The 17,591-nt window shown below is 60.3% G+C and carries 14 protein-coding genes; 5 read left to right on the top strand and 9 right to left on the bottom strand.

Features of this window, described 5'->3' with window-relative positions; genetic code table 11:
* Positions 1-42 precede the first annotated feature (42 nt).
* The 6 genes from cysG to BFP93_RS22215 are packed head-to-tail and all read right to left on the bottom strand — an operon-like array spanning position 43 to position 7,545.
* Positions 43-1,437 (bottom strand): siroheme synthase CysG, encoded by a 1,395-nt coding sequence (gene cysG, locus BFP93_RS22240; protein WP_065894947.1) that lies wholly within the window; start codon positions 1,435-1,437, stop codon positions 43-45.
* Entirely contained in the window at positions 1,438-2,718 is a 1,281-nt protein-coding gene (serS, locus tag BFP93_RS22235; RefSeq protein ID WP_065894946.1) for a serine--tRNA ligase, read from the bottom strand.
* Between the two features lie 16 nt (positions 2,719-2,734).
* Entirely contained in the window at positions 2,735-3,109 is a 375-nt protein-coding gene (gene crcB / locus BFP93_RS22230) for a fluoride efflux transporter CrcB (protein WP_057721801.1), read from the bottom strand.
* Complete coding sequence (locus BFP93_RS22225) at positions 3,109-4,431, bottom strand: replication-associated recombination protein A (RefSeq protein ID WP_065894945.1); 1,323 nt, start codon at positions 4,429-4,431, stop codon at positions 3,109-3,111. The genes crcB and BFP93_RS22225 overlap by 1 nt, the downstream gene beginning before the upstream one ends.
* Before the next feature lie 27 nt (positions 4,432-4,458).
* A complete protein-coding gene (gene lolA, locus BFP93_RS22220; protein WP_065894944.1) occupies positions 4,459-5,082 on the bottom strand; it encodes an outer membrane lipoprotein chaperone LolA in 624 nt (207 codons plus the stop codon).
* 54 nt (positions 5,083-5,136) lie between these two features.
* Positions 5,137-7,545, bottom strand: a complete 2,409-nt coding sequence (locus BFP93_RS22215) for a DNA translocase FtsK (protein ID WP_065884967.1) — start codon at positions 7,543-7,545, stop codon at positions 5,137-5,139.
* Between the two features lie 497 nt (positions 7,546-8,042).
* Between BFP93_RS22215 and aat the strand changes: the two genes are divergently transcribed.
* The 3 genes from aat to infA all read left to right on the top strand — a co-directional run bounded on the left by aat (position 8,043) and on the right by infA (position 9,806).
* Positions 8,043-8,723 (top strand): leucyl/phenylalanyl-tRNA--protein transferase, encoded by a 681-nt coding sequence (aat, locus tag BFP93_RS22210; RefSeq protein WP_065894943.1) that lies wholly within the window; start codon positions 8,043-8,045, stop codon positions 8,721-8,723.
* Positions 8,724-8,779: 56 nt separating this feature from the next.
* Positions 8,780-9,487 carry an arginyltransferase gene (locus BFP93_RS22205; protein WP_065884965.1) on the top strand — a complete coding sequence of 236 codons (708 nt, stop codon included), beginning with the start codon at positions 8,780-8,782 and terminating at the stop codon, positions 9,485-9,487.
* Between the two features lie 100 nt (positions 9,488-9,587).
* Entirely contained in the window at positions 9,588-9,806 is a 219-nt protein-coding gene (infA, locus tag BFP93_RS22200) for a translation initiation factor IF-1 (RefSeq protein WP_002553999.1), read from the top strand.
* A gap of 244 nt (positions 9,807-10,050) precedes the next feature.
* Here infA and clpA read toward each other — a convergent pair whose 3' ends face one another.
* Complete coding sequence (clpA, locus tag BFP93_RS22195) at positions 10,051-12,321, bottom strand: ATP-dependent Clp protease ATP-binding subunit ClpA (protein WP_065884964.1); 2,271 nt, start codon at positions 12,319-12,321, stop codon at positions 10,051-10,053.
* Between the two features lie 29 nt (positions 12,322-12,350).
* On the bottom strand, positions 12,351-12,719 hold the full coding sequence (clpS, locus tag BFP93_RS22190) for an ATP-dependent Clp protease adapter ClpS (RefSeq protein WP_005789091.1): 369 nt from the start codon (positions 12,717-12,719) through the stop codon (positions 12,351-12,353).
* Positions 12,720-12,943: 224 nt separating this feature from the next.
* Here clpS and cspD point away from each other — a divergent pair, with 224 nt between their 5' ends.
* Entirely contained in the window at positions 12,944-13,195 is a 252-nt protein-coding gene (gene cspD, locus BFP93_RS22185; RefSeq protein WP_065894989.1) for a cold shock domain-containing protein CspD, read from the top strand.
* 73 nt (positions 13,196-13,268) lie between these two features.
* Here cspD and icd read toward each other — a convergent pair whose 3' ends face one another.
* Entirely contained in the window at positions 13,269-14,525 is a 1,257-nt protein-coding gene (gene icd, locus BFP93_RS22180; protein ID WP_065894988.1) for an NADP-dependent isocitrate dehydrogenase, read from the bottom strand.
* Positions 14,526-15,019: 494 nt separating this feature from the next.
* On the opposite strand from icd, the gene BFP93_RS22175 reads away from it, so the two are divergent.
* A complete protein-coding gene (locus BFP93_RS22175; RefSeq protein ID WP_065894942.1) occupies positions 15,020-17,245 on the top strand; it encodes an NADP-dependent isocitrate dehydrogenase in 2,226 nt (741 codons plus the stop codon).
* The last annotated feature ends 346 nt before the right edge of the window (positions 17,246-17,591 follow it).

The following is a 17,591-nucleotide window of genomic DNA, read 5'->3' as shown; positions in this document are numbered from 1 at the left end:
ATACCCATGTGGGAGGGGGCTTGCCCCCGATGCTTTTGAGCTTCAGACCTGAGATTGAGCGCCTTCAAACCACTTGAGCTTCTCGCGCAACACCACCACCTCACCCACGATCACCAGCGTCGGTGCATGCACTTCATGCTCCGCCACCATGCGCGGCAAGTCGGCGAGTGTGCCGGTGAACACGCGCTGGTTGGAGGTGGTGCCCTGCTGGATCAACGCTGCCGGCGTATCGGCAGCGCGGCCATGCAGGATCAACTGTTGGCAGATAATCGGCAAACCGATCAAGCCCATGTAGAACACCAGGGTCTGCGACGGCCCCACCAGGTCCTGCCAGGGCAAGTCCGACGTACCGTTCTTCAGGTGCCCGGTGATAAAGCGCACCGACTGCGCATAGTCACGGTGCGTCAGCGGAATCCCCGCATACGCCGCGCAACCACTGGCCGCAGTGATGCCCGGCACCACCTGGAACGGAATGCCGTGGGCCGCCAGTTCCTCGATCTCTTCGCCGCCACGCCCGAAAATGAACGGGTCGCCGCCCTTGAGACGCAGCACGCGCTTGCCTTGCTTGGCCAGGTCCACCAGTTGCTGGTTGATCTGGTCCTGGGGCACGGCATGCTCGGCGCGACGCTTGCCGACATACACGCGCTCGGCATCACGGCGGCACAGCTCCAGAATCGCCGGGGCCACCAGACGGTCATACAACACCACGTCGGCTTGCTGCATCAGGCGCAAGGCGCGGAAGGTCAGCAGGTCCGGATCGCCCGGGCCCGCGCCCACCAGGTACACCTCACCCGGTGCGTAAGGCGGTGCGCCATTGACCTTTTCGATCAGCAGGCGCTCGGCCTCAGCGCCCTGCCCGGCCAATTGGCGGTCGGCAATCGGACCCTGGAAGACTTCTTCCCAAAACGCGCGACGCTGCTGCACATCCGGGTACAAGCCTTTGACCTGGGCACGAAAACGCGCCGCCAACCCGGCCAATTGGCCATAGGTGGACGGAATCCAGGTCTCCAGCTTGGCGCGGATCAAGCGCGCCAGCACCGGCGCATCGCCGCCACTGGACACCGCAATCACCAACGGCGAACGGTCGACGATCGCCGGGAAGATCACGCTGCACAAGGCTGGCGCATCCACCACATTGACCGGTACACAGCGACGCTTGGCATCACTCGACACCTGCGCGTTCAGCGGCTCGTCGTCGGTGGCGGCGATGATCAGCACGCAACCGTCGAGGTCGGCCTCCTGATAACCGCGCAACATCAGGTCCCCGCCACTGCCCAGTACCAGTTCACGCAACTGGTCTTCGATCTGGGGAGCAACCACCCGCAGCACTGCGCCGGCGTCAGCCAGCAGGCGGGATTTGCGCAAGGCAATCTCCCCCCCACCGACGACCAACACACGACTGCCGCGCAGGTTATGAAACAGCGGCAGAAATTCCATTTAGCCGATGACCTCGACGCCGCCCATGTACGGCTTGAGCACCTCAGGCACGCGGATCGAACCGTCGGCCTGCTGGTAGTTTTCCAACACGGCCACCAGCGTACGGCCTACGGCCAGGCCCGAACCGTTGAGGGTGTGCACCAGCTCCGGCTTGCCGGTTTCCGGATTACGGAACCGCGCCTGCATGCGCCGGGCCTGGAAATCACCGCAGTTGGAGCACGACGAAATCTCGCGGTATTTGTCCTGGCTCGGCACCCACACTTCGAGGTCGTAAGTCTTCACGGCGCTGAATCCCATGTCGCCGGTGCACAGCGCCAGTACGCGGTACGGCAGCTCCAGCAACTGCAGGACGCGCTCGGCGTTGGCAGTCAGGCCCTCCAGCGCCTCCATCGACGTCGAAGGCTCGACTACCTGGACCATCTCGACCTTGTCGAACTGGTGCTGGCGAATCATGCCGCGCGTATCGCGACCGGATGCACCGGCTTCACTGCGAAAGCACGGGCTGTGGGCCACGAACTTCAACGGCAATTGCTTGGCATCAAGGATTTCCCCGGCAACGATGTTGGTCAGCGACACTTCGGCGGTCGGGATCAGGTACAGGTCGGCTTCGCCGTCGCGGCTGATCTTGAACAGGTCTTCCTCGAATTTCGGCAACTGGCTGGTGCCCATCAGCGCCGGCGCCTGCACCAGGTAAGGCGTGTAGGCTTCTTCGTAACCGTGCTCGGCGGTGTGCAGGTTGATCATGAACTGCGCCAGGGCACGGTGCATGCGGGCGATCGGGCCGCGCAGCAAAGCAAAGCGTGCGCCGGACATTTTCGCGGCGGTCTCGAAATCCAGGCCGCCGGTCAATTCGCCGAGGGCCACGTGGTCCTTGATCTCGAAATCGAAGGCTTTCGGCGTGCCCCAGCGGCGCACTTCGACGTTGCCGTCTTCGTCCTCGCCAATCGGCACCGACTCATGGGGAATATTGGGGATGCCCAACAGGATCGAATCCAGTTCGGACTGGATTTTGTCCAGCTCGACTTTGCCGTCGGACAGCTCGGTGCCCATGCGCTCGACGTCCGCCATCAACGGCGCGATGTCTTCGCCGCGCTGCTTGGCCTGACCGATGGATTTGGAACGCGCATTCCGCTCAGCCTGCAGTGCTTCGGTGCGGGTCTGGACGGTCTTGCGCTGTTCTTCCAGCGCTTCGATGCGCGCAACATCCAAGGCAAAGCCACGGGATGCCAGGCGGTCCGCTACGTCCTGAAGGTTGCTACGTAACAGTTTGGAATCGAGCATGTCGGTCTCTCGTTTATCAAAGTTTGGTCAGGGACAGGCCGGCCCAGGTGGCGAGCAGCCCGCCGAACACGCTGATGCCCAGGTACCCGAAGGCGACCAGGGCCTGCCCGCTTTCCAGCAGGCGCAGCGTATCCAGTGAAAAGGATGAAAAGGTCGTCAGACCGCCTACAAAGCCGACAATCAAGCCGGCGCGAATTTCAATCGGCACTTCCGGGCGCAACAGGAACCAGCCGTACAACAGCCCGATGATCAGGCAGCCCACCAGGTTGACCGCCAGGGTCGCCGCATAGAAATGCTTCGGCCAATGGGCGCTGACCCAGGTGCCGGTGGCGAAACGCAATAATGTACCAGCGATGCCGGCTGCGGACACGGCAAGAATCGTCTTGAGCACTACTTTCTCCGCTGACGGGGGCTGAGACGGTCGAGTTGGGCCAGATGGTTGAGCTTTTCGCCGATCTTCAGCTCCAGGCCACGGGGCACCGGTTGATAGAGCGCCAGCGGCTCGAGCTCATCGGGAAAGTAATCTTCGCCGGCCGCGTAGGCGTCCGGCTCGTCATGGGCATAGCGGTATTCATCGCCGTAACCCAGCTGTTTCATCAGCTTGGTCGGCGCGTTGCGCAAATGCATCGGCACTTCGAGGGAGCCATGTTCGGCCGCCGCTCGCAGCGCCGACTTGAAGCCCATGTACACCGCGTTGCTTTTCGGCGCGCAGGCCAGGTAAGTGATGGCCTGGGCCACCGCCAGTTCGCCTTCCGGGCTGCCGAGGCGCTCCTGCACGTCCCAGGCCGCCAGGCACAGGCTCAAGGCGCGCGGGTCGGCATTGCCGATGTCTTCGCTGGCCATGCGCACCACGCGGCGCGCCAGGTACAACGGATCGCAACCGCCGTCGATCATGCGCGCGAACCAGTACAGCGCGCCGTCCGGGTTGGAACCGCGTACGGATTTATGCAGCGCCGATATCTGGTCGTAGAACGCTTCACCGCCCTTATCGAAGCGCCGACGCGTGTCGCCCAGCAGGCTTTGCAGCAGGTCCACGCCAATCTCGCCGCCGTCTTCGGCAAGGTCCGAAGCGTTCTCCAACAGGTTGAGAAAACGCCGGCCATCGCCATCGGCGGCCGTGAGCAGGATCTTGAAGCCCTCTTCACTGACGCTCAGCTGGCGCTTGCCCAGGCCCTTGTCTTCGTTCAAGGCACGCTGCAACAACTTCTGCATCGCCGCTTCGTCCAGGCTCTTGAGCACATAGACGCGAGCCCGCGAGAGCAACGCGTTATTGAGTTCGAAAGAAGGGTTTTCAGTGGTGGCGCCGATAAAGATCAACGTGCCGTCTTCGACGTACGGCAGGAATGCATCCTGCTGCGACTTGTTGAAGCGATGCACTTCGTCGACAAACAGGATGGTGCGCTTGCCGTACTGCCCGGCCTGCTGCTTGGCGACTTCCACCGCCTGGCGAATCTCCTTGACCCCGGCCAGCACGGCGGAGACCGTTTCGAAGTGCGCATCCGAGACCTTGGCCAGCAGCCGTGCCAGGGTGGTTTTACCCACCCCCGGCGGCCCCCAGAAAATCATCGAGTGCAGCGCACCCTGCTCCAGGGCTTCACGCAAGGGCTTGCCGCGAGCGAGCAGATGTTCCTGACCGACGTACTCATCCAGGTTGGTCGAGCGCAGGCGCGCGGCCAGGGGTTGGGCAATCGGGTCACTTCGAAACAGATCCATGGGCAGCGTTTGAAACCTCTGGGGAGTTTATTCCTGGATCACGTCGGCACCCTTGGGGATGTCGAACTTGAACTTGGACGCTGGCACAGGCTGGTTGGCCTTGACCCCGGAGAACAGGATATCGGTGCGCTGGCCAACGCTGTCGACCAGGCGCATGTTGTTGATCACGCCGTTGCCGAACGACAGCGACAGGGTGTCGAACAACGTGTCCTTGGATTTGGGCTTGAGCGTGAACTCGATGACGTTGCTGGTTTGCTTGGAGGTGATGTCGAAACTGTCGTTGATCTTCGACACGTCCCCCGACAGCAGCAGCGCCGGCGTCTGGTTCAGGCGCGGGTCGAGCTTCTTGATGGTCGCCTGTTCAAGGTCCGGGTCCCACAGCGTGACTTTCTGGCCGTCGGACACGATGGTCTGCTCGGCCTTGCCTTCGGTGTGCCAGTAGAACAGGCCGGGACGCTGCACGGCCATTTCGCCTGCGGTCTCCTGCAACTGGGTGCCACCGGCGTCCAGGGTCAGTTGGGAAAAGCGCGCGGTCAGGGTCTGGGATTTGTCCAGCAGGTTCTTCAGACTGGCCACGGAAGCCGGGTCAGCGTGGGCCGAAACGGCGGTCAGGGCCAGTGCCGGCAACAACAGCATGCGGATAATGCGCATGGGAGTCCTCATTGAATAGTCAGGGCGCGCCGCGTGCTGCCACGCGGCGCGGGATCAGTCGCGCATCTGCCCGGGGGCGATGATTTCGCGCGAGCCGTTGGTGTTCATTGCGGTGACGACGCCGGCGTGTTCCATGGCTTCGATCATGCGGGCGGCGCGGTTGTAGCCGATCTTCAGCTTGCGTTGCACGGCGGAGATCGAGGCACGGCGGCTTTCCAGCACGAACGCCACGGCTTCGTCGTAGAGCGCGTCGGTTTCGGCGTCATCGTCGCCACCCCCGCTGCCGCCGTCGAAGCCGCTGCCGGCCTCTTCCACGCCCGCGAGAATGTCGTCGTTGTATTCCGGTGCGCCACGCAGTTTCCAGGCTTCCACCACGCGATGCACTTCATCGTCGGAAACGAACGCACCGTGGACACGGATCGGCAGGCTGGTGCCGGGCGGCATGTAGAGCATGTCACCGTGGCCCAGCAGTTGCTCGGCGCCGCCCTGGTCGATGATGGTCCGCGAGTCGATCTTGCTCGACACCTGGAACGCCATACGCGTAGGAATGTTGGCCTTGATCAGGCCGGTGATCACATCCACCGACGGCCGCTGGGTGGCGAGGATCAGGTGGATCCCGGCCGCACGGGCCTTCTGGGCGATACGCGCGATCAGTTCTTCGACCTTCTTGCCGACGATCATCATCATGTCGGCGAATTCGTCGACCACCACCACGATGGTCGGCAGCTTGGTCAAAAGCGGCGCTTCGTCGTGAATGTTCTCGCGCTTGTACAGCGGGTCGGTCAGCGGCGTACCGGCGTCCTGGGCTTCCTTGACCTTGGCGTTGAAGCCGGACAGGTTACGCACGCCCATCTTCGCCATCAGCTTGTAGCGACGCTCCATCTCGGCGACGCTCCAGCGCAGGGCGTTGGCGGCGTCCTTCATGTCGGTCACTACCGGGCAGAGCAGGTGCGGAATGCCTTCGTAGATCGACAGCTCAAGCATTTTCGGGTCGATCATGATCAGCTTGGCGTCGTCCGGGCCCGATTTGAACAGGATCGACAGGATCATTGCGTTCACACCCACCGACTTACCGGAACCGGTGGTACCGGCCACCAGCAGGTGCGGCATTTTCGCCAGGTCGGTGATTACCGGCTTGCCGCCGATATCATGGCCGAGGGCCAGAGTGACCGGCGATTTGAAGTTGTCGTATTCCGGGGTCGACAGCACTTCGGAGAAACGCACGATCTGGCGGTCTTCGTTGGGAATCTCGATGCCCACGGTGGTCTTGCCGGGAATCACTTCCACCACGCGCACGCTGGTCACGGCCAGGGAGCGGGCCAGGTCCTTGGCCAGGTTGGAAATGCGGCTGACCTTGACGCCTGCGGCCGGCTGAATCTCGTAACGGGTAATCACAGGGCCCGGGTGAATCGAGTCCACCGACACTTCGACGCCGAACTCCTTGAGCTTGATTTCCAGCAGGTGGCCGACGGCCGCCAGGGATTCGGGCGAGTAATTGAGTTGTTTCTTTTCCGCCGGATCCAGAATCGAGATCGGCGGCAAGGTGCCTTCGACGGCGCTGTCGATGAACAGCGGCGCCTGTTTCTCTTTCTGCACGCGGTGGCTGGGCTCGGGCGCCTTGGGCGGCGCGGGGGCGATCACCGGCGGCACCTGCTTCTCGCGATCCGACATGTGCTTGCTCAGGGCCTGTTCGCGCTCGATCAGGCGCTCCTTGACCTTGGCCTGCTCGCGGCGGTCCGGCGTGCTTGGGGCCACCACTTCATTGACGCGGGTGTCCACTTCACGCAGTTGCGCAACCATCTGCTTGCGCTCCACACGCGCCGCCCACCAGCGGTTGGCGGCGCCCTGGAACAACTCGAACAGGTCAAGGGTGATCTTGCCGGTCACGTCCATCACTTTGAACCACGACAGGTCGGTGAACACCGTGAGACCGAACAGGAACAGCGCGATGAACATCAGCGTGCTGCCCTGGATATTCAGGGTGCGCCGCGCCAGGTCGCCCAGGCTTTCGCCCAGCGCCCCGCCCGCGCCCGCCGGCAGACCGGTCGGTGCATGGAAATGGATATGGGCCAGGGCCGCGCCGGACAACACCAGGAACACCAGCCCGATCAGGCGCCAGGAGAACAGCCAGCCGCTCCACTGCCACGGCTCGTGACGCTGGCGGAAAATCTGCCAGGTCTTGATCGCCAGCAACAGCGGAAAGATGTACGCGAAATAACCGAGAATCATGAACAGGATATCGGCGCTGTAGGAACCCACCGGGCCACCGAAATTCTGCACGTCATCGATTTTGCTGTTATGGCTCCAGCCGGGATCGTCCTTGCCGTAGGTGAGCAAGGCCATCATCAGGAACAGGCACAGCGCGCCGATCGCGATCAGCGCACCTTCCTTGAGTCGGTAATGCAGGTGCTGACGCCAGGCCGGCACGACTGCTGCTTTGGGTGTTGCGGCGGATTTCTTCAAAACGGGTCTTTTCCTGCGCCTTTTAGCGCGTCCATCTGTTGAATGACTGCACACGACTGCTCTATCCGAGCAGCTGAAAAATGACAAATGTTGCTGAATCTACTTTTTAACACTGCATAACCCATGGATGAAATGGCGATAACGCCATGAACGCCGCATTGTACGGGTTTGCGTGCGCGATGCCACGTACTTGCCCATCACCCGGCGGCCTGAGCCGTTCACGTGTTGCAGCCTGTTCAATTTGAGCATGCATTGTCTTTGCTGACAAAGGCTTATGCGCTGTATTTACCAATCAAGGCAAGCTTGGCAAATGGCCTGCATTGGCCAGACCCGATTACGACCGCACCTTATACGCAGAGTTGCAGAAACACCCTTACACGCTAAACCAGCTCGAGCGGCCATTTGCGCTGGCCCCGAGGCGCTGCGTCGACAATAATCAGGTCCTGGGGCAGGCGCCCGACCTGCCACTCCCCTCCCCTTCCGTAAGCCTGGATGCCATGCTGACCTGGTTACAACGCGACACCCTGACATTCCCGCCACTGGCCAAGGCCATGCGCGAACCCAACGGCCTGCTTGCCGCCGGCGGCGACCTGTCGGCCGAACGATTGATCCAGGCCTATCGCCACGGCTGCTTTCCCTGGTTCTCCGAAGGCCAGCCAATTCTTTGGTGGTCACCCGACCCACGCACGGTGATCTTCCCCGATGAGCTGCACGTCTCGCGCAGCCTGGGCAAATTATTGCGCCAACAGCGCTATAGCGTGACGTTCGATCAGGATTTCGCAGCGGTCATCCAGGCCTGCGCGGCGCCTCGTGCGTATGCGGACGGCACCTGGATCACCGAAAGCATCCAGAGCGCCTACCTGGAGCTGCATCAGCGTGGTTACGCGCACTCCGTGGAGGTCTGGGACCAGGGCGAGCTGGTCGGCGGCCTGTACGGCCTGGCGATGGGCCAATTGTTTTTTGGCGAATCCATGTTCAGCCGCGCCGACAACGCCTCGAAATTCGGCTTCGCTACGCTGACCCGGCAACTGCAGGCCTGGGGTTTTGTGCTGATTGACTGCCAGATGCCCAATGATCATCTGCACAGCCTGGGCGCACGCGGCATACCGCGCAGCGAATTCGCCGGGTATCTGCGCGATCATTTGGACCAGCCCAGCTCAGGGCCGTGGGTTTCTTAGGCGCCATCCGCGTACCTGGCTTACACTTATTTCAAAGCTTATTCCGAGGGTTGATCATGACCGAGTTGGCGCGCTTGAAGTTTTATGCCACTCAAGCCCACTCTTGCAGCTATCTGCCCGACGAGCAGGCCACCACACTGTTCCTCGATCCCAGCCAGCCGATGGATGTGCATGTGTACGCCGACCTGTCGGAGATGGGCTTTCGGCGCAGCGGCGATCACCTGTACCGACCGCATTGCCAGAACTGCAACGCCTGCGTGCCGGCGCGCATCCCGGTCGCGCAGTTTTTACCGGATCGCAACCAGAAGCGCATTCTCAAGCGCAACGCCGACCTGACGGTAAACGCGGTCAAGCCGCAGTACAGCGAAGAATATTTCGACCTCTATCAACGCTACATCGAACAACGCCATGCCGACGGCGATATGTTCCCGCCCAGCCGCGATCAATTTTCCACGTTCCTGGTGCGTGACCTGCCTTTTTCGCGCTTCTACGAATTTCGCCTCGACGGACGGTTGCTGGCCGTGGCGGTGACCGACCTGCTGCCCAATGGGCTGTCGGCGGTGTACACCTTCTATGAGCCCGCCGAAGAACGCCGCAGCCTGGGGCGCTTTGCGATTCTCTGGCAAATAGGTGAAGCGCTGCGCCTGGAACTGGAGGCGGTGTACCTCGGATACTGGATCAAAAACTGCAAAAAGATGAACTACAAGACCCAATATCGGCCCATTGAGCTGCTGATTAATCAAAGATGGGTAACGCTTAACTAGAACCCCTTGGCTTGAACACCCTTTTTCGGGCACAATGCACGCCGCTTTTGCCTGGCGCAGTTGCACCGGGCCATTCACTGGATACCGAGGGCTTTACTGCATGTCGAAAGAAGACAGCTTCGAAATGGAAGGCACTGTCGTCGACACCCTGCCCAACACCATGTTTCGTGTGGAGTTGGAAAATGGGCACGTCGTAACCGCGCATATCTCCGGCAAGATGCGCAAGAACTACATTCGTATTCTTACCGGTGACAAAGTGCGCGTCGAGCTGACGCCCTATGACTTGAGCAAAGGGCGCATCACTTACCGCGCTCGCTAAGCAAGTTAATACAAAACGCCCGGTTATGCCGGGCGTTTTTGTGTGTGTGTTATTTACCTGACACCCAAAACCAATGTGGGAGGGGGCTTGCCCCCGATGGCAGTGTGTCAGGCAACTGATCTGCTGCTGAACCACCGCTATCGGGGGCAAGCCCCCTCCCACATTTGATCTGTATTATTCTGAAGATTGTATTTCAGGCAGCAAAAAGGCGCCTCTCGGCGCCTTTTGTATTGCGGTAGAACGATCAGGCCATTTCCGCCGTGGTTTCGAAGTCGAAGGTCAGTTCGCCGTCCTTCAGATCGATATGCACCACGCCGCCATGGTCGGAAAGCTCGCCGAACAGGATCTCTTCGGCCAACGGCCGCTTGATCTTGTCCTGGATCAGACGCGCCATCGGGCGTGCGCCCATTGCCGCGTCGTAGCCACCTTCGGCAATCCAACTGCGCGCCGCTTCGGTGACTTCCAACTGCACGCGCTTGTCTTCCAACTGCGCCTGAAGTTCGGTGAGGAACTTGTCCACCACGCTTTTGATAACCTCATGACTGAGGCGACCAAACTGGATAATGGTGTCCAGACGGTTGCGGAACTCCGGCGTGAAGCTCTTCTTGATCACTTCCATTGCATCGGAAGAGTGATCCTGATGGCTGAAGCCGATCGAAGCCCGCGCGGCGGTTTCGGCACCGGCGTTGGTGGTCATGATCACGATCACGTTGCGGAAGTCCGCCTTGCGCCCGTTGTTGTCGGTCAGGGTGCCGTGGTCCATCACCTGCAGCAGCAGGTTGAAGACTTCCGGGTGGGCCTTCTCGATTTCATCGAGCAGCAATACACAATGCGGCTGCTTGGTGATCGCCTCGGTCAGCAGACCGCCCTGGTCGAAACCGACATAGCCCGGAGGCGCACCGATCAGGCGCGACACGGTGTGACGCTCCATGTATTCGGACATGTCAAAGCGCACCAGCTCGATCCCCATGGCCTTGGCCAACTGCCGCGCCGCCTCGGTCTTGCCGACGCCGGTGGGGCCTGCAAACAGGAACGAACCCACTGGTTTGTCCGGCGACTTGAGGCCCGCACGCGATAGCTTGATCGCGGTGGACAACGCGTCGATGGCCGCATCCTGGCCGAATACGGTCAGCTTGAGATCACGTTCCAGATTACGCAGCAGCTCCTTGTCTGAACTGTTGACGTGTTTAGGCGGAATCCGCGCGATCTTCGCCACGATGTCCTCGACCTGCGGCACGTCGATACGCTTTACACGCTTCTCGACCGGCTGCAGGCGCTGATAGGCACCCGCTTCGTCGATCACATCGATGGCCTTGTCCGGCATATGCCGGTCATTGATGTAGCGTGACGCCAGCTCAGCCGCCGCACGCAGGGCTTCATCGGTGTACTCGATGCCATGGTGCGCTTCGAAACGCCCCTTGAGACCGCGCAGGATACCGATGGTGTCTTCAACCGAAGGCTCGGACACATCGACTTTCTGGAAGCGCCGCGCCAGGGCACGGTCTTTCTCGAAGATGCCGCGAAACTCCTGGAACGTGGTCGAGCCGATGCAGCGGATATCACCCGACGACAGCAGCGGCTTGAGCAGGTTGGACGCATCCATCACCCCGCCCGACGCGGCACCCGCGCCAATAATGGTGTGAATCTCGTCGATGAACAGGATCGCCTGCGGGCGTTTTTTCAGTTCGCCGAGCAGCGCTTTGAAACGCTTCTCGAAATCGCCACGGTACTTGGTCCCGGCGAGCAATGCGCCCAGGTCCAGGGAGTAGACGACACTGTTGGCCAGCAGGTCCGGCACCTGATTGTCGACGATACGCTTGGCCAGGCCCTCGGCAATCGCGGTTTTACCCACGCCCGCCTCACCGACCAGCAATGGGTTGTTCTTGCGACGACGCGCGAGGATCTGCGCTACGCGCTCAACCTCCAGCTCACGCCCCACCAGCGGATCGATCCGCCCCTGGCGCGCCAGTTCATTGAGGTTGCTGGCATAGGCATCCAGCGGGTTGCTTGAAGAAGAAGACTCACCGCCCTCGTCGTCCTGCATATCCTGCTCACCCTCGGAATGATCGCCATGCCCGGGCACCTTGGAGATGCCGTGGGCGATGTAGTTGACGACATCGATACGGGCCACGCTCTGCTGCTTGAGCAGAAACACGGCCTGGCTTTCCTGCTCGCTGAAAATCGCCACCAGCACATTGGCGCCCGTGACTTCACGCTTACCGGAGCTCTGTACGTGGAAGACAGCACGCTGCAATACCCGCTGGAAGCCCAGGGTTGGCTGGGTCTCACGGTCCTCGTCATGCACGGGGATCAGTGGCGTCGTGGAGTCGATAAACTCCTGCAGGTCATGCTTGAGTTTGTCGAGGTTGGCGCCGCACGCACGTAGAACGGTGGCGGCAGCTTCGTTATCCAAAAGTGCCAGCAGCAGGTGTTCGACGGTCATGAATTCATGACGCTTCGAACGAGCCTCCTTGAAGGCAAGATTGAGGGTGACTTCGAGCTCGCGGTTTAACATAGCTTCACCTCATACCCAAGTGGTCGGCGTTAACCGTCCTTCTCGATTTCACAGAGTAGCGGATGCTGGCTTTCCCTGGCGTACTGGTTGACCTGCATGGCCTTTGTCTCGGCGATGTCGCGGGTAAACACTCCACATACTGCCCGTCCTTCTGTGTGAACGGCCAGCATTACCTTGGTCGCCAACTCGCGGTTCAGGTTAAAAAACACCTCGAGCACTTCGACCACGAAATCCATCGGTGTGTAGTCATCATTGAACAAAACCACCTTGTACATCGGCGGCGCCTGTAAAGCAGGCTTGGCCTCCTGAACAGCAATGCCTGCAGAACCGTCGTCGTCATGTTCCTGATCCGGGCGATCCTGATTGAATGTTAGTCGAATCTGGCTATTTGCATGCATGGAAAGAAAGGTTCGTCAGTGGTTCAAATACAGTGGTGGGGGCGACCTGTCAGATTTTCAACTCCAACCCTTTGGTCGCCTTGACTATCGGCAAATCGGTGTTACAACCAATAGAGCCCACAGTGGGTAAAAAAGGTCCGCGCAGTCAACCTTATTTATTCGGGTTAGGACGGATAGACGGGATGATACTCCAGTGATGGAGTCTGGTGCAGAGGGATAAGGGAATGGCTAGTGGTAAGGTCAAGTGGTTCAACAACGCCAAGGGTTATGGCTTCATTCTTGAAGATGGAAAAGATGGAGACCTTTTTGCGCATTACTCAGCGATCCAGATGGACGGCTACAAGACACTCAAAGCGGGTCAGCCTGTCTGCTTTGAGATTATTCAAGGCCCCAAGGGCCTGCATGCTGTGAATATCAGCGCGCCCGTCACCACTGAAGACGCTGCAGAAAGGGTACCTGCTCAAGAATCAGCCTGACCAGCATCGAGCAACACCTTAACAGGCAAACCGGCCATCCTGAGTCATCAGAGTGGCCGGTTGCTCTTCCCGTTTACATATGCTTGATCAACGCATCACCAAAGCCCGACGACGACACCAATGTCGCCCCCTCCATCAGCCGCTCGAAGTCATACGTCACGGTCTTGGCCGAAATAGCGCCATTGGTGCCTTTTATAATCAGATCCGCCGCTTCGACCCAGCCCATATGTCGCAGCATCATTTCCGCCGACAGAATCAATGAGCCCGGGTTGACCTGATCCTTGCCCGCGTACTTCGGTGCCGTGCCGTGGGTGGCCTCGAACATGGCCACGGTGTCCGACAGGTTGGCGCCCGGCGCGATACCGATGCCGCCCACTTCCGCCGCCAGCGCGTCGGACAAGTAGTCGCCGTTGAGGTTGAGCGTGGCGATCACATCATATTCAGCCGGACGCAGCAGGATCTGCTGGAGCATCGCATCGGCGATCGCATCCTTGACCACTACATTCTTGCCGGTCCTTTGGTTCTTGAACTGCATCCACGGCCCGCCATCGAGCAGGGTCGCGCCGAACTCCTCGGCCGCCACTTCGTAGGCCCATTCCTTGAAGGCACCTTCGGTGAACTTCATGATGTTGCCTTTATGCACGATGGTCAGCGAGTCGCGGTCGTTATCCACCACATATTGCAGGGCCTTGCGTGCCAGGCGCTTGGTGCCCTCTTTCGACACCGGCTTGACGCCAATCCCGCAATCCTGGTCGAAACGGATCTTGGTAACCCCCATCTCCTCCTTGAGGAACTTGATCACCTTGATCGCCTCGGGCGAACCGGCCTTCCACTCGATGCCGGCGTAAATATCCTCGGAGTTCTCACGGAAGATGGTCATGTCGACATCCCCGGGCTTCTTGACCGGGCTGGGCACGCCTTCAAACCAGCGCACCGGGCGCAGGCACACATACAGGTCGAGTTGCTGGCGCAAAGCCACGTTCAGCGAACGAATGCCGCCGCCGACCGGGGTGGTCAGCGGGCCCTTGATGGACACCACGTAATCCTTGACCGCGTCCAGGGTTTCCTGGGGCAGCCAGGTGTCCTGGTCGTAGACTTGAGTGGCCTTCTCGCCGGCATATACCTCCATCCACGAGATCTTGCGCTTGCCGCCGTAGGCCTTTTCAACAGCAGCGTCGACCACCTTGATCATCACCGGGCTGATGTCGACGCCGATACCGTCTCCTTCGATATACGGGATGATCGGTTGGTCAGGAACATTGAGAGAATGGTCTGCATTGACGGTGATTTTGTCGCCGACTGCCGGAACCTGAATCTTCTTGTATCCCATGCTGAACTCCATCTATGGATTGAACATCTGGCTGCGTTCGAGCCTACTCCAGATAAATGGCGACTGAAACCTCACGCCATGCTCATTTGCGTCGAAAACAGCATAACTTGTCGCCTACAAGCCTGAAAGCAAAGGGAAAACCGCCAATCTTGAGCACAACGTGCGACGTTGCCCGCACCCGGCCCGCCTGCGACCTTTAGACCAATGGACGACCCACCTTTTGTATGAAGGCTCAGCGTAAGCATAGCGACCTATGTATAATGCCGCCGCTGACCAAAGAGTCACGACGGTTGACCGCTCTAGACAGTAGCCTTCAGCCAGAAAGCAGGACTATTACAATAGTCCAAACGCTTGACGCTCGACTGATGCAACCCAACATCACCGCGAAGAACACTCGACATTTCGCTCATGGATGACTTTGAACGAACGCGCTCCACCCGGCGCATCTCGAGTTTCTGCGCACGCTTTCAGCAAAGAAGAGAGTTAATCCGAATATGCCCACCCGCTCGAAGATCATCTACACCTTCACCGACGAAGCCCCAGCCCTCGCCACCTATTCACTGCTGCCTATCGTAGAGGCCTTCACCGCTTCCGCTGATATTGCCGTGGAAACCCGCGACATTTCCCTCGCCGCGCGCATCCTCGCAAGCTTCCCCGAGCAACTGGGCGCCAAGGCCATCCCGGACCACCTCGCCGAACTGGGCGACCTGGCCGTTACGCCTGAAGCCAACATCATCAAGCTGCCTAACATCAGCGCCTCGACCCCGCAGCTGCAAGCCGCGATCAAGGAACTGCAGGCCCAGGGCTACGCCCTGCCGGACTACCCGGAAACCGTAACCACCGACGCGGAAAAAGAAACCCGTGCACGTTACGACAAGGTCAAGGGCAGCGCCGTGAACCCGGTACTGCGCGAAGGCAACTCCGACCGCCGCGCACCGCTGTCGGTCAAGAACTACGCACGCAAGCACCCGCACAAAATGGGCGCCTGGGCTGCCGACTCCAAGTCGCACATCGCCCACATGAGCAATGGCGACTTCTACGGCAGCGAAAAAGCCGTACAGATCGAAGCCGCTGACGCTGTCAAAATCGAGCTGATCGCTCAAGACGGCACCGCCACTGTCCTGAAGGAAAAGACCTCGGTACAGGCCGGCGAGATCATCGACACCGCCGTGCTGAGCAAAAAAGCCCTGCGCGCATTCATCGCCGCCGAGATCGAAGACGCCAAGAAGCAAGGCGTGCTGCTGTCGGTTCACTTGAAAGCCACCATGATGAAGGTCTCCGACCCGATCATGTTCGGCCAGATCGTCGCCGAGTTCTATAAGGACGCCCTGGCCAAGCACGCCACTGTGCTGGAGCAGATCGGCTTCAACCTGAACAACGGCATCGGCGACCTGTACGCCCGTATCAAGGCGCTGCCGGCTGACCAGCAGGCGCAGATCGAAGCGGACATCCAGGCGGTCTACGCCGCTCGCCCATCGCTGGCGATGGTCAACTCCGACAAAGGCATCACCAACCTGCACGTGCCGAGCGACGTCATCGTCGACGCCTCGATGCCGGCCATGATCCGTGACTCCGGCAAAATGTGGGGCACCGACGGCCAGTTGCACGACACCAAGGCCGTGATCCCGGATCGCTGCTACGCCACCATCTACCAGGCCGTCATCGAAGACTGCAAGGCCAATGGCGCCTTCGACCCAACCACCATGGGCAGCGTGCCGAACGTTGGCCTGATGGCCAAGAAAGCCGAAGAGTACGGTTCCCACGACAAGACCTTCCAGATCAAGGCTGACGGCGTCGTCCGCGTCACCGACAGCCAGGGCAAGCTGCTGATGGAACAGTCGGTCGAAGCCGGCGACATCTTCCGCATGTGCCAGACCAAAGACGCGCCGATCCAGGACTGGGTCAAACTGGCCGTCAACCGCGCCCGCGCCAGCAACACCCCGGCCATCTTCTGGCTGGACCCACAGCGCGCACACGATGGCGTCGTGGTCGAGAAAGTTCAGGCTTACCTGAAAGACCACAACACTGAAGGTTTGGACATCCGCATCATGTCGCCGGTCGACGCGATGAAGTTCACCCTGGAGCGCACCCGCAAGGGCCTGGACACCATCTCGGTGACCGGTAACGTACTGCGCGACTACCTGACCGACCTGTTCCCGATCATGGAACTGGGCACCAGCGCCAAGATGCTTTCGATCGTGCCGCTGATGAACGGCGGTGGCCTGTTCGAAACCGGCGCCGGCGGCTCGGCGCCGAAACACGTGCAGCAGTTGGTGGAAGAAAACTTCCTGCGCTGGGATTCCCTGGGCGAGTTCCTGGCCCTGGCCGCGTCCCTCGAGCATCTGGGCGTGACCTACAACAACCCGAAAGCCCTGGTACTGTCCAAAACCCTGGACCAGGCCACTGGCCAATTCCTCGACAACAACAAGTCGCCATCGCGCAAAGTCGGCAACATCGACAACCGCGGCAGCCACTTCTACCTGGCGCTGTACTGGGCCCAGGCCCTGGCCGCCCAGACCGAAGACACTGCCCTGCAAGCGCAGTTCGGCGAACTGGCCCAGACCCTGGCCGCGAACGAAGCAACCATCGTTGCCGAGCTCAACGCCGTACAGGGCAAGCCAGTGGACATCGGCGGCTACTACGCGCCGAACCCCGAGCTGACCAGCAAGGCCATGCGTCCAAGCAACACCCTCAATGCGGCGATCGCCAAGTTGAAGTAAGGTTGTAACGATGCAAAGAAACCCCGGCCGAGTGCCGGGGTTTCTGTTTCCACTGTTCACCTGAAGAAACCGGTTCAAATGGGCCTGCCCTAACGCCAATCAGTCAGGGCTTTTTGTAGGAGCGAGCTTGCTCGCGAAAAACTCACAAGCACCGCGCTCATTCAGAAAGCACGCGTTATCGTTGACGTTTTTCGCGAGCAAGCTCGCTCCTACAGACGGCGGTGTACACTTAACAACGCAGCCGCGCCCAAACGTAACCACGATGCGAAGCGAGCCGCTCTTGATCTTGATCTGCTTTTGATCTCAGGCGCCCCGTTAAACCACGCTGGCCGAACGCAGGCTTGAA

Source organism: Pseudomonas sp. 44 R 15 (genome assembly GCF_900004965.1).
In the GTDB taxonomy this organism is placed as follows: domain Bacteria; phylum Pseudomonadota; class Gammaproteobacteria; order Pseudomonadales; family Pseudomonadaceae; genus Aquipseudomonas; species Aquipseudomonas orientalis_A.
The sequence above is the reverse complement of the archived record's forward strand: the minus strand, read 5'-3'. Positions and strand labels throughout refer to the sequence as shown.

Bases quoted from the DNA above. Each gene is read 5' to 3' on its own strand.
- cysG (WP_065894947.1), bottom strand. From the start codon at position 1,437: ATGGAATTTCTGCCGCTGTTTCATAACCTGCGCGGCAGTCGTGTGTTG.
- serS (WP_065894946.1), bottom strand. From the start codon at position 2,718: ATGCTCGATTCCAAACTGTTACGTAGCAACCTTCAGGACGTAGCGGAC.
- BFP93_RS22225 (WP_065894945.1), bottom strand. From the start codon at position 4,431: ATGGATCTGTTTCGAAGTGACCCGATTGCCCAACCCCTGGCCGCGCGC.
- lolA (WP_065894944.1), bottom strand. From the start codon at position 5,082: ATGCGCATTATCCGCATGCTGTTGTTGCCGGCACTGGCCCTGACCGCC.
- aat (WP_065894943.1), top strand. From the start codon at position 8,043: ATGCTGACCTGGTTACAACGCGACACCCTGACATTCCCGCCACTGGCC.
- BFP93_RS22205 (WP_065884965.1), top strand. From the start codon at position 8,780: ATGACCGAGTTGGCGCGCTTGAAGTTTTATGCCACTCAAGCCCACTCT.
- infA (WP_002553999.1), top strand. From the start codon at position 9,588: ATGTCGAAAGAAGACAGCTTCGAAATGGAAGGCACTGTCGTCGACACC.
- clpA (WP_065884964.1), bottom strand. From the start codon at position 12,321: ATGTTAAACCGCGAGCTCGAAGTCACCCTCAATCTTGCCTTCAAGGAG.
- clpS (WP_005789091.1), bottom strand. From the start codon at position 12,719: ATGCATGCAAATAGCCAGATTCGACTAACATTCAATCAGGATCGCCCG.
- cspD (WP_065894989.1), top strand. From the start codon at position 12,944: ATGGCTAGTGGTAAGGTCAAGTGGTTCAACAACGCCAAGGGTTATGGC.
- icd (WP_065894988.1), bottom strand. From the start codon at position 14,525: ATGGGATACAAGAAGATTCAGGTTCCGGCAGTCGGCGACAAAATCACC.
- BFP93_RS22175 (WP_065894942.1), top strand. From the start codon at position 15,020: ATGCCCACCCGCTCGAAGATCATCTACACCTTCACCGACGAAGCCCCA.